General features: G+C 67.9%; 8 protein-coding genes. 2 read left to right on the forward strand and 6 right to left on the reverse strand.

The genetic code is table 11. The annotated features are described in order from the left end of the window. Positions 1-45: 45 nt before the first annotated feature. Positions 46-3,201 carry a helicase-related protein gene (locus tag AC0CH3_RS05640; protein ID WP_354302540.1) on the reverse strand — a complete coding sequence of 1,052 codons (3,156 nt, stop codon included), beginning with the start codon at positions 3,199-3,201 and terminating at the stop codon, positions 46-48. A 218-nt stretch (positions 3,202-3,419) separates the two neighbouring features. Here AC0CH3_RS05640 and AC0CH3_RS05645 point away from each other — a divergent pair, with 218 nt between their 5' ends. Further along, positions 3,420-4,472, forward strand: a complete 1,053-nt coding sequence (locus AC0CH3_RS05645) for an SMP-30/gluconolactonase/LRE family protein (protein WP_457325626.1) — start codon at positions 3,420-3,422, stop codon at positions 4,470-4,472. Between the two features lie 9 nt (positions 4,473-4,481). Here the strand turns inward: AC0CH3_RS05645 and AC0CH3_RS05650 are convergent, their stop codons facing one another. The 5 genes from AC0CH3_RS05650 to AC0CH3_RS05670 form a co-directional block, all read right to left on the reverse strand. Continuing rightward, on the reverse strand, positions 4,482-4,961 hold the full coding sequence (locus AC0CH3_RS05650; RefSeq protein WP_354302542.1) for a cupin domain-containing protein: 480 nt from the start codon (positions 4,959-4,961) through the stop codon (positions 4,482-4,484). After that, positions 4,958-6,064, reverse strand: coding sequence for a Gfo/Idh/MocA family protein (locus tag AC0CH3_RS05655; RefSeq protein ID WP_354302544.1), 1,107 nt, complete (start codon positions 6,062-6,064; stop codon positions 4,958-4,960). Before AC0CH3_RS05655 ends, AC0CH3_RS05650 begins: the two co-directional genes overlap by 4 nt. A gap of 78 nt (positions 6,065-6,142) precedes the next feature. Next, on the reverse strand, positions 6,143-9,139 hold the full coding sequence (locus AC0CH3_RS05660; RefSeq protein ID WP_457325629.1) for a TonB-dependent receptor plug domain-containing protein: 2,997 nt from the start codon (positions 9,137-9,139) through the stop codon (positions 6,143-6,145). Positions 9,140-9,296: 157 nt separating this feature from the next. Continuing rightward, the gene (locus AC0CH3_RS05665; RefSeq protein WP_235532340.1) at positions 9,297-9,989 is read right to left on the reverse strand and encodes a FadR/GntR family transcriptional regulator; all 693 of its coding nucleotides are present in this window, start codon (positions 9,987-9,989) and stop codon (positions 9,297-9,299) included. Between the two features lie 28 nt (positions 9,990-10,017). Beyond that, positions 10,018-11,364 (reverse strand): GntP family permease, encoded by a 1,347-nt coding sequence (locus AC0CH3_RS05670; RefSeq protein ID WP_354302855.1) that lies wholly within the window; start codon positions 11,362-11,364, stop codon positions 10,018-10,020. Positions 11,365-11,739: 375 nt separating this feature from the next. Here AC0CH3_RS05670 and AC0CH3_RS05675 point away from each other — a divergent pair, with 375 nt between their 5' ends. After that, entirely contained in the window at positions 11,740-11,940 is a 201-nt protein-coding gene (locus AC0CH3_RS05675; protein WP_056022313.1) for a helix-turn-helix domain-containing protein, read from the forward strand. The last annotated feature ends 59 nt before the right edge of the window (positions 11,941-11,999 follow it).

Genomic DNA, 11,999 nt, shown 5'->3' on the forward strand with positions numbered 1-11,999 from the left:
GAAGGATATGATGACGTGGGATTGCTGATCGGCGTGCGATCGCGCTTATTCAGTAAGCTCTCCGAGCAGTTCGCGCGTCCGCTCGATGCGGCGGTCGACGTCGTCGATCCGCTCGCGGACGAGCCAGCGCCGCTTCGACGCCTCGAACGGCGGCGGCAGAGTCGCCTTGGGATCGCCCATCGTGAGCGCGATCGCCCCGGGGCCGACGTCGATCTGGCGGATGTCCGCCTGACACGCGAGCGCGCCGATCCGCGCCGCATCGAGCAGACGGAGAGCAGCGTCAGGCACCGTGCCGAACCGATCCTCGAGCTCGACCTGGAACGCGTCGAGCGCGGCCACGTCGTTCAGATGCGCGAGCCGGCCATAGAGCGTCAGGCGAAGATCGGTCTCGGGGATCCAGTCCTCGGGCAGCATGCCGCCGATCCCGAGGTTCAGCACAGGCTGCCATCGATCCGCCGCCTCGCCGCGCGCGACCTTCAATGCCTGACCGAGCAGATGCTGGTACAGATCGATGCCGATCAGTTTCATGTGCCCGGCCTGCTCCTCGCCGACGAGATCGCCCGCACCGCGCATGTCGAGATCGCGCGCACTGATCGCGAACCCCGCACCGAGCTGGTCGAATGCCTGGAGCGTGCGCAGGCGCTTCATCGTGGCGTCCGCGATCGTCGCGTCGCCCGCGGTCAGCAACAGGATCTGTCCGCGCCGCCCGCCGCGACCGACCCGGCCCCGCAACTGGTGCAGCTGCGACAGTCCGAAGCGGTCCGCGTGATGCACGATCATGGTGTTGGCACGGGGGACGTCCAGCCCGGCCTCGATGATGTTAGTCGCGAGCAGGACGTCGCCGTCCCCTGCCGCGAACCCGGCCATCGCCTCATCGAGCGTGGTCGCATCCATCTTGCCATGCGCGACGACGAGCCCTAGCTCGGGAACGAGCTTGCGCAGCGTTTCGGCCAGCGGTTCGATATCCTCGATCCTCGGCACGACGACGAAGCTCTGACCGCCGCGCGCGCGTTCGCGGCGCAGCGCCTTGCGGACCGCGAGTTCGTCGAACGTGGCGATCGTGGTGCGGATCGGCTGGCGTCGCGCTGGCGGCGTCGCGATGATCGAGATCGCCTGAAGCCCGACCATCGCCGACTGGAGCGTACGCGGGATCGGTGTCGCGCTCAGCGTGAGCACGTGCCCGGCGCCGATTTCGCGCAGCGATTGCTTGGCCTTCGCGCCAAACCGCTGTTCCTCGTCGATCACGACGAGCGCGAGGTCCTTGTAGGTGACGCTCTTGGCACCCAGCGCGCTGGTCCCGACGACGACCGCGATCGATCCGTCGGCAAGACCCGCGCAGACCCGCTTGCGCTCCGCGGTGCTCGACAGGCGCGACAGCGACGCAACCTCGTAGCCCGATCCCGCAAAGCGCGCGCGCATCGTATCGAGATGCTGGCGGACGAGCACGGTGGTCGGCGCGACGAGCGCGACCTGACGGCCTGCCAGCGCGACCAGCGCGGCGGCGCGCAACGCCACTTCCGTCTTGCCGTAGCCGACATCGCCGACGATCAGCCGGTCCATGGGCGTGCCACTGGCGAGGTCCGAGCGGACCGCGGCGATCGCGCGCGCCTGATCGGGGGTTTCGGAAAACTTGAAGCCTGCCGCAAACGTCTCGTACGCTGCGGGGTCCGGCGCGATCGGATCGGTCGTCCGCGCGCTGCGCTCGGCGGCGAGATCCTTCAGCGCACGCGCGCTTTCGGCGATCGCCGCGTCGATGCCTGCGCGCCGCTTGTTCCAGCTGCCGCCGTCGAGCGTGTCGAGCGTCACCGCATCGGCATCCGCGCCATAACGCCAGATCCGGTTGGCTTCGGCGACGGGAACGAGGCGGCGTGCGCCCTTGGCATATTCGAGGACGATCGCGTCGCTCGCGGTCGTCTCGTCCATCTGGACGGTCTCGATACCCCGCACCGCACCGATGCCGTGATCCTCGTGGACGACCAGATCGCCAATGTGGAGCGCACGTCCCTCGTCGAAGCCCATGCCGGTCGAGATCGGACCATCGTCAAGCCTCGCGCGGCTGCCGAGCAGGTCGGCGGCGGCGACGATCGTCAGGCCGTCATGCACGAACCCGCGCTCGACCGGCGCGCACAGCAAGGCGATCGTGCCCGCCGGTAGCTTGCGCGCGTCGTCGAGCGTCGCGGCGCTTTCCACCGCCATGCCAAGACGCGGGGCCAGGAAGCGGAGGTCGCGTGCTGACCCGGCGATCGCCAGCGGTGCATCGGCGGTCACCGATTTGGCGTAGCGGCGGAACGCTCGGACCGGATCGCGGCGTTCGACGAAGCGCGGGGTCTGCTCGACAGGCTCGTCGTCGCGAATGATGCGCGACGCCTTGGTCGATGCGTCCCATGCCGCCGCGTCGACCAGCCTGGGTGCCACCGACCGCTTCGCCGCACCGTCGAGCGCGAGCGCGAGGAAGCGTGCGCGGCGTGCAGCAACGGTCGGATCGAGATACATCGCGGCGTCGGGCAGATGGTCGGTGATCGAGACACCCTCGCCGAGCGCGGGTTCGTTTGCGCGACCGATCATCACCTCGGCGACATCGTCGAGACCCCGTTGCGTGACCGCGTCATAGGGGCGAATGCTCGTGACGATCCCATCCTCGAACGCGATCCGCACCGGATGGACCTGGTCGGCAGGGAAGATGTCGACGACGTTGCCGCGTACCGCGATCTCGCCGGGTTCGTCGACGCGGTCGTCGACGACATAGCCCAGATGTTCGGCCAGATCGGGCAGGCCGGCGATATCAATCGGCTCGCCGACCTTCAACAGCGGCGGTGCCTCGTCGAATGCCGACGGAGCAGCGTAGCGGACCGCGCTCGCCTCGGCGGAGAGGACGAGCAGGATCGGGGCGGGTGACGACGCCGTCGCAGCGATCCGCAGCCGCCGCAGCGCGGCAACGCGTTGGCCGATATTGGCGGCGCTGGCGGGGGCGTCATCGCCGGGCAGCGCATCGCTCGCGACGAGATGGACGACCGTTGTGTCGGGGGCAAACGCGCCGGCAAGCCGCGCGATCAGATCGGCGCGCTGGTCGTCCTCGACGACGAGGATGCAGCGTGCGGCGTCCGTTGCCACGATGTCCGCGGCGACAATCGCGGGCAGGCTGGCCTGTTGCCGGAGATCGGTTTCGCCCGGCAGGGTGATATTGTCGGTACGCTTAAGCATGGCCACTCCCTGCGGGCCATTGCCGCGCATTTTCTGAACGGCGCGAGAACACCAGCGTTCCCAGCGACATGCCGGGCGAGCAAGATAAAAATACTGGGCGGGGCGGTGAACCTTTTGTAAAATTCCCTCGGGCCGACGGCGCGTGAAATGATCCGTGGCGCGGGCGTGCGGTGATGCCTAGACTGGTCGCCTGTGCGGGGATGGCAGGAGATGAAGATTTGACCGAGTTGCCGTTCACGCCCGATCGACGCCGCGTGCTTACGGATGCCGTGAGGAGTGGTCTGGCCGTCGGCTGCATCGCGCTGCTCGGGGGGGCTGCACGCGCGGCCGAAATCGGCGTGCCGACCCTCAACCGCATGTCGCCCGCGCTCGATCGCATCGTGGCGCCGGGGACGCGGGTCGAGGTCATCGCGACGGGGATTCGCTGGGCGGAGGGGCCCGTCTGGGTGCCGGACGGCGGCTATCTGCTTTTCTCCGATCCGCCTGCCAACATCGTGCGACGCTGGACGCGCGCATCGGGGACAAGCGTCTTCCTCACGCCCTCCGGGGCTGGGGGCACCGATCCCAAGCTCATTCGCGAACCCGGTGCGAACGGGCTGACACTCGACAGGCAGGGTCGGCTGTTGCTCGCGAACAGCGGCGGCCGGACGATCGACCGGTTCGATCTCGCGACGCGACGGCGGACGGTGCTGGCGGAGCGTTTCGAGGGCAAACGCTTCAACAGCCCGAACGACATGCACGTCGCGCGGGATGGTGCGATCTACTTCACCGACCCGCCGTACGGGCTGGCAGAGGGGGATGATTCACCGCTTAAGGAAATGCGCGTCAACGGCGTGTACCGGCGGTGGCCGGGTGGTCGCATCGACCTGCTCGACGCGACGCTGACGCGGCCGAACGGGATCGCCTTGTCGCCCGACGAACGGCGGCTCTATGTATCGGTGTCGGACGAGGTCGCTCCGCGGATCATGGTCTATGATCTCGATGCGCGCGGACAGGCGCGCAATCGCCGTGTCCTGCTCGACGCGGCACCGATGAAGGCGGCTGGCGGCGCGGGGCTCCCCGACGGGATGAAGGTCGCGCGCGACGGGACCCTGGTCTGCTCGGTACCCGGCGGCATGATGATGATGACGCCCGAGGCGGAACCGATCGCGCTGATCGCGACCGGCGCACCGATCGCGAATTGCGCGTTCGGCGAGGGTGGTGGCGCGCTCTACATGGCGGCGAACGACCGGGTGCTGCGCCTGCCGCTGCGCGCGGGGTGGCAGGGCTGATCGCCGGCGTCAGCGGGGCAGTTTCATCCCCAGCAGGACGAGCCGGTCGCCGATGATCCCAAACCAATGCGGGACGCCCGCGGGGATCAGCAGGACGTCGCCCGGCGCGAGCGACCGGGTGGTGCCGCCGACGATACGGTCGCCCTCGGTCAGCTCCGGCTTGACGGGCCGCGGTGCCACCAGCGTTCCGCCCGACAGCAGCGTACCCTTGCCGGCGATGACGATCGCATATTCGGCCTCTGCCGGATGTACCGCGGGGCGGCCGGGCGCCTTCCAATATTCGAGCGCCGCGACCGTCCTGCCGTCGCGGACCAGCGGTTGCCAGGCAAAGCCCTGACCGGGCTTCATCGCCTTCGCCATTGCCGCGACCTGCGCGGTCACGTCGGGACCGGTGGCAAAGCTCGTCGGGTCGGCCGTCTGCGCCATTGTCGGCACGCTCGCCATGGACAGCGCGAGTGCGGCGGCCTTGAGGCCGTTCGCCGCGATCATGCCGTGCCGCCCAGCCGGATCGTCCGCCCCTCGCGCGCGGAGCGATAGATCGCCTCGACGATCCGCATGTCGCGCAAGCCCTCTTCGCCGGACACGATCGGTTCGCGGCCGCTGCGAACGCATTGCGCGAGGTGATCGAGCTGGCCGGCGAACTGCGTCCTGGCGGGGCCGGGCGGCGGCGTGACCTGTTGCTCGCGACCGTCTTTGCCGGTCCACATCTGGTTGCCCTCGTAGCGCGTCGCGGGCTCGAGTTCGATCCGCCCCTTGTCGCCCATCAACAGGATATGGTTCTGGTTCGCGCTGTACATCGACTGGCAGCCGGCGATCGCGCCCGAGGGAAATTCGAGCGTCCAGTCGATCATGTCCTCGACCTCGGCGAAACGCGGGTCGCGGCGGTCGGTGGATTCGCGCGCGGTCACCGCGATTGGCTCCTCGCCGGTCATGTAGCGCGCCGCCTGCAGACTGTAGATGCCCATGTCCATCAACGAACCGCCGCCCGACAAGGCGCGCTTCAGACGCCATTTCGACGGATCGCCCTGCGTGAAGCCATGTTCCGAGCGGACATAGCGGATCTTTCCCGCGGCGCCCGCCCGCGCGAGCCGCATCGCCTCCACGTTGAACGGTTCGAAATGGCAGCGATATCCGATCATCAGCTTGCGGTTCGCGGTCTTGCACGCGGCGATCATTGCCTCGCATTCGGCGACCGAGACCGCCATCGGCTTTTCGCACATGACGTGCTTGCCCGCCTTGGCCGCGCGGATGGTGTATTCGGCGTGGAGCGCGTTGGGCAGGCACACATAGACGATGTCGATGTCCGGATTGTCGCGGATCGAGTCGAAATTGGCGTAGGAATAGATCGCGCTGGCGGGCAGGCCATACTCGGCCGCGACGCGCTTCGCCTTGGCGGGATCACCGCTGACGATCGCCGCGAGCCGGCTGTGCGTGCAGTTCTTGAACTGCGGGATGATGACGCCGAGACCGTAGGAGCCGAGCCCGACGATCGCGTAGCCGAGCGGCCTGTCCGAACGCTCCGCCGCGCAGGCCCCCGAGGTCAGCGTCAGCGCTGCTGCCGAAATGATGAGATCGCGTCGTGCGATGTCCATGGCGATTTCTCTCCTATGCGACTTGATCGAGGACATGGTGGACCGGGCCGCGGTCGGGCGCAACCGCGGGGCCGGCGATCAGAACCGCGCGCGCATGCCGAGCCGGTAGAAGCGGCCGAGCGTGTCGTAGAGCGCGGGGTTGACGTCGAGCCCGGTGTTCGTCTGCGGTGCCGGCTCGGGGTCGTGATCGAACATGTTGTCGACCTTGAAGAAGAGGCTGACCTGCTTGGAGAGGTTCACCGATCCGCCGAGATCGAAGTAGAAGGCGCCCTTCATCGTGTTGTAGTCGATCGTCGGATGGTTCGCGGTCGAGATCGGGCAGGCGGTCGTGCAGACGACATACTGGTTGCCGAAATTGCCGTCGGAGAACCAGCGTTCCTGCAGCGTCAGGCTGAAGACCTCGTTGTCGTAGCTCTGCGTCGCAAGCCATTTCCAGTCGGGGGTCGCACCATTGTTGGCACCCGCCTGATCAACCGTCGCGACCCCTTCGATGCCGGCCTTCACGAGGAATTCGCGGACATTGGTGCCGAGCGCGCGGATCGTGAAATTGCCCGGCAGGCCGAGCGGCTGCTTCCACTGATAGCTCGCCTCGATGTCGAACCCGCTGGTCTTCCACGAGGCGAGGTTGAACGGCTGGACGTTGATGAAATTGCCCCCCTGCGTCGGGCTGTTGAGGACGAAGCCGCCGCAGAACGCCTGATTGCCCTCGAAGCAGAAGCGGACGATCTGGTCCGCCGACAGCGTCGAGATCACGCCGTCGAGCTTGATGCTGTAATAGTCGAACGACAGGCCCAGCCCCGGCAGCCAGGACGGATGCGACAGGACGATGCCGGCTTCGGTATTGCGCGCGATTTCGGGCTTCAGGTTCGGATTGCCGATGGTGTTCTGGAACGCCTGGACGCCGCCGCCGGGCGGGAAGGGGTTGGTGAAATTGGGCAGCGTCGTGACGGTCGGCGCGGCGAACAGTTCGGACAGATTGGGCGCACGCACGTCGCGCGACGTCACCGCGCGCAGGCGGATGCCGTCGAACGGCGTCTCCCAGGTGCCGCCGACCTTCCACGCCCAGATCGTTCCCGACGTGCTGTAATGCGTGACGCGGCCCGCACCGTTCAGATTGGCGCGGCCGACCGCGTCGCTGCCGAACAGCGGCAGGTTGAGTTCGAGAAAGCCTTCATATACCTCGTACTTGCCGCCGCCGTTCTTGTAGTTGCCCGCCGCCCAGTTGCTCCCCAGCGTCGAGTTGAGCAGCGGGTCTGCGGGATAGTCGGCGCTGTTCGGGCTGAGCGGCGTGACGCCGGCGCCGTAGGGATCGCCGTGCACGCGGTAGAACTCGCGGCGATATTCACCGCCGAACGCGACGGCGAGCGGTCCCGCCCAGAGGCTGAGCGGTTCGCCCGAGAAGTTCAGGCTGGCGACGTCCTGCGTCAGCTTGGTCCGCTGCAGCGGACCGTTTGCGGGCGTGACATAGGCGAGTGCCGCCGACGAAGGCTGCGCGCCGCCGAAGATGTTGATCGGCTGGCATCCGGCGGCACGCGCGGCGGCGTCCGCGCAGACGATCGCGCCGTTCAGCGTGATCGCGTTGGCGGCGGCGACATAGCGGTTCTGCAGCACGGTGTTGTCGACATCGATATGCGCGAGCGTGATGCCGTGCTCGTAATAGCCGTCATAATTCCACGCGGTGCCGCCGACGTCGAACCGTCCCTTCAGCCCGCCGACGAACCGGTACTGGCGGCGGTCGGTCTGCACGAGCGGATCGGGAAAATTGCCGTTGCTGGTGCCGAATCCGAACTGCGTGATGCCGGCGGTCGCGCAGCGGTCGCGGACCAGCTGCGGCAGATACGGATTGGCGCACTGCACGGTGAGGTTCGGGCGGTTGTAGCCCGGGCTTGGCTGGTTGCTGGTCTTCACCTGCGCCAGGTTGACCGTGACATACGCCTCGTTGTTGTCGGCGAAATCGAACCCGACGCGGGTGAAGCCGTTGAGGCGTTCGAGCGCGGACTTGAGCGACGCGCCCGATCCCGGCGCACCCGACAGATCGCCGCCGACGCAGAAGCTGTTGCCGGGAAAGCACCCCGTCACGCCGCCGGTGCCCGTCGGTCGTCCGTTCGACCCGTAGTTGAAGTTGAACGGCGCACCGTTCTGGTCGAACGCGATGCCTTGGAGCGGGCCGTTGTTGATCAACCCGAACCGCGCATATTGATAGGGCTGCGCATAATCGCGGTAGTTGAACTGCGGCAGGCCGTTGTTCGCCTGCCCCGTGTTGACCAGCGTCGTCGCGCGGTACCAGTCGCGCCCCTTGGCGAGATCGGTACCGAAATCGCCCGGGCCGACGCCGTCCTCATGGTCGTATTCGGCGCTGACGATCAGGTGCAGCCGGTCGCCCAGCAGCGCCTTGCCGAACGCCGCCTGGACCAGCGCCTGCTGATCGTCGCCATAGTTGGTGATGCCGCCCTGGATATTGCCCTTGAACCCGGTGAACCGCGTGTCGGTGATGAAATTGACGACGCCGCCGACCGCGTCCGAGCCGTAGGACGCGGACGCGCCGCCGGTGACGACGTCGACGCGCTTGACCAGCAATTGCGGGAACATGCTGATGTCCGGCACCCCCGTCACGTTCGCGCCGACGACGCGCTGTCCGTCGAGCAGCGTCAGCGTGCGGATCGGACCGAGCCCGCGCAGCGAGAAGGAACTGAGCCCCTGCGTACCGCTCGACGTGCTGAACGTGCCCGTCGATGCGCCGGTCGATCCCTGAAGCGAGGGCAATTGCGCGATCGCGTTGAAGATGTTGGGCTGTGCGTTCTTGAGGATCTGATCCTCGCCGATCACCGTCGTCGGCGTCGGCGCGTTGAACCCGCTCGATGTGATGCGCGTGCCGGTGACGACGATGTCCGCGGGGGACGCGGCTTGTGGCGCTGCCGCGCTGTCCTGCGGCGGGGCGGCGGGCGTGGGCTGGAGCACAGGCGCGGGACTGGTCTGCGCGAAGGCGGGCGCACAGGCCAGCGCGGTCGCGAGGACATAGAGGCTGGTAGCGGTACCAAATGTTGTTGCGAGAGTGCGCCCGGCGTGCGTTTTCATCATCCATCCCCGTTTCATGCACGGGGACGTCGACTGGCTGTCCAGTTCTACCCCGTTTCGTTGCAGCGATGGTGTACGATATGGCGGGGCATCGGGCATCTACGACCAACGTCGCAATTGGGTCGGGGGCCGGCCGTCGCGCCCGGCCGGTGGGTCGTCAGGGCATCAGCCGCTTGCGCCCCTGCGACAGGTGCCAGCGCATCGCGAGCGCGGCGCCGTCGGCATCCTGTGCGCGGATCGCTTCGACGATCGCGTCATGCTCGTCCATCATCGCCTTGATCGCCTCTGGCGGGCGCGACCGCGAGATGTCGACGCCGGCACGCAGGATCCGCATCACCGCGTCCTCGAGATGGTCGAACACATGGACGAACGCTGCGTTCGCGGTGGCCTCGACGATCGCGCGGTGGAGCAGCCAGTCCTCGTCATGCGCGGGGGCGTTGGACAGCAGCGCGGCGCGAAGCGCCTCGAGCGTCCGTTCGATTGCATCGAGCTGCTGGCGCGACCGGCGTTGCGCCGCCAGACGCGCGGCTTCGGCCTCGAGCACGAACCGCACCTCGTACGTCCCGAGCGTCGTTGCCAGCGCATCCATCGGCATATGCGTGCCGAGCCGTTCGGACGGACGGCGCTTCACATAGGAGCCTGCACCGCGGCGCGCCTGGGTGATGCCGTCCGATGCCAGCCGGGCAAGCGCCTCGCGGACGATCGTCCGCGACATGCCGAACGTCGCCGCGAGCTGTGCCTCGGCGGGAAGCCGGTCGCCGACCGCGAGCCCGTCGCGCGCGATGATCTGGACGATCGCGGTATAGGCGCGATCCGCCAGTCGACCTTCGGCCGGGAGCGACCGTTCCACGCGAGCCTCCTGAGACAGGGTATTGGAATCAGACGACATAGCTCATGGCCATGACCATCGCGAGCCCCACCACCGAGATCGTCGTCTCCAGCATCGACCACGTCCGGAACGTGTCCGCGGTACTTGTCCCGACATAGCTCTTGACCAGCCAGAAGCCCGGATCGTTGACGTGGCTGAAGAACACCGAGCCCGCGCCGACGGCGAGCACGACAAGTTCGGGCGACACGCCCGACCCGGCGACGACGCCCGGCATGATCCCGACGGCGGTGATCGTCGCGACCGTCGCCGACCCGGCGGCGAGGCGGATCCCGACCGCGACCAGCCAGCCGAGCAGCAACGGCGATATCGCGTACATCAGCACCGTCCGCGCGAGCAGGTCGGACAGTCCGGCGGTGACGAGCACCTGTTTGAGCGCACCGCCTGCACCGATCGCGAGCAGGATCGCGCCGGCGGCGCCCATCGTCTCGTGCCACACCGCGTCCTGGATCGCCGCCTCGCGCAGGCGTCGCCCGAACAGCAGCGGCAGCGCAAGCAGGTTGGTCAGCAGCAGCGCGATCACCGGGTTGCTCGCCGCGACCAGCCATGCGGTGCCCTTGAGCCCGGGGATCATCTGGCCGAGCTCGCCCGTCGCGATCATCAGCACGGGGAGCAGGACGATCAGCAGCGCGGAGGGGCGGGGCGGGGCAGGGATCGACAGCCCGGCGTCGTGGAGCACCGGCTCGACCAGCCGCACGCCGCGCGTCGTGAACCGGGCGAGCACGGGGCCGGCGAGGATCGCGGTGGGGATGGCGATGATGATGCCGTAGAGCATCGTCCGCCCGAGATTGGCGCCGAGCGCCTCGACCGCGAGCAGGGGCCCCGGATGCGGCGGGACCAGCGCGTGCACCACGCCCAGCCCGGCGAGCGCGGGCATGATCAGCCTGAGCTTGGCGGCGTCGCGGTCCGCCGCATCGCTGCCCGCCATTTCCTCGGCGGCGGCAACCACGATCGGGAGCAGCAGCACGAGCCCCGTCTCGAAGAACAGCGGCAGCCCGACGATGATCGCGATGCCCAGCGTCGCCCAGGGCGCCGCGCGCGCGCCGGTCAGCTGCAATGCCCCCTTGGCAAGCGACGCGGCGGCGCCCGACAGATGCAGCATTGCGCCGAGCGAAAGCCCCAGCGCGACGACGAGCCCGGTTCCGCCGATGATGTCGCCCACGCCCTTCTGCACCGCCTTGGCGACGTCGGGCAGCGGCAATCCGGCGAGGAGGCCGACCGTGAAGGCACCGCATAGCAGGCCGATAAACGGATGCAGCCGCCCGCGCACGATCATTATCACCGCGAGCAGGATCCCCGAGACCGCCGCGATGACTAGGCGCAAGTCGCTGCCGATCACCGATGCGTGCCCGGCAGGGGTGATGTCGGCAGCGCAGATCGGGTCTGCTGGGGTCGTGCCATCGTGCATGTCCTCTCGATCCGACGGCGTCTTCGCCTGTCGCTTACGGCGGGATCTGTACGACAGACTTTTTCAATCTGGCAAGAAAAAGGCTTGATTGGGAACAAATGAACGCGCCATACCGAAAACCTGTCCAACCGAATCCGCACAACCGGATCGCAGAAGCAACAGTCGAAGCCGGGTCGCGGTGATGTGCCGCCGCCACAAAAGGCCGCGAAAACAGGGAGGATGACCATGGAAGCGACCGCATTCGACATCCGCGATCCGTCAGCCGCAGCCGCAGCCGCGAACGGTACGCCGGGGGCGCACGGTACGATGCCCCGTCTCACGCCGACGCAGATCAAGGTGCTGCGCGGCGTTCATTCGGGATTGCTCAACAAGCAGATCGCGTTCGACCTCGGGATCGCCGAGGCCACGGTGAAGGTCCACATGACCGCGCTGATGCGCAAGCTCAACGTCCGCAACCGGACGCAGGCGGCGATCGTCGCGCAGGGCCTTGCGATCGGCGGATCCTAGCACCGCCGCGTGGCGCGGCCGGTGCGCTCTGCGCCGGACGGAAGCCATGCCCGACGACG

The organism is Sphingomonas sp. AC449 (assembly GCF_979253475.1).

What these genes read in the sequence shown, in the direction of transcription:
- AC0CH3_RS05640 (WP_354302540.1), bottom strand. Translation starts at nt 3,201, where the DNA reads ATGCTTAAGCGTACCGACAATATCACCCTGCCGGGCGAAACCGATCTC.
- AC0CH3_RS05650 (WP_354302542.1), bottom strand. Translation starts at nt 4,961, where the DNA reads ATGATCGCGGCGAACGGCCTCAAGGCCGCCGCACTCGCGCTGTCCATG.
- AC0CH3_RS05655 (WP_354302544.1), bottom strand. Translation starts at nt 6,064, where the DNA reads ATGGACATCGCACGACGCGATCTCATCATTTCGGCAGCAGCGCTGACG.
- AC0CH3_RS05660 (WP_457325629.1), bottom strand. Translation starts at nt 9,139, where the DNA reads ATGAAAACGCACGCCGGGCGCACTCTCGCAACAACATTTGGTACCGCT.
- AC0CH3_RS05675 (WP_056022313.1), top strand. Translation starts at nt 11,740, where the DNA reads ATGCCCCGTCTCACGCCGACGCAGATCAAGGTGCTGCGCGGCGTTCAT.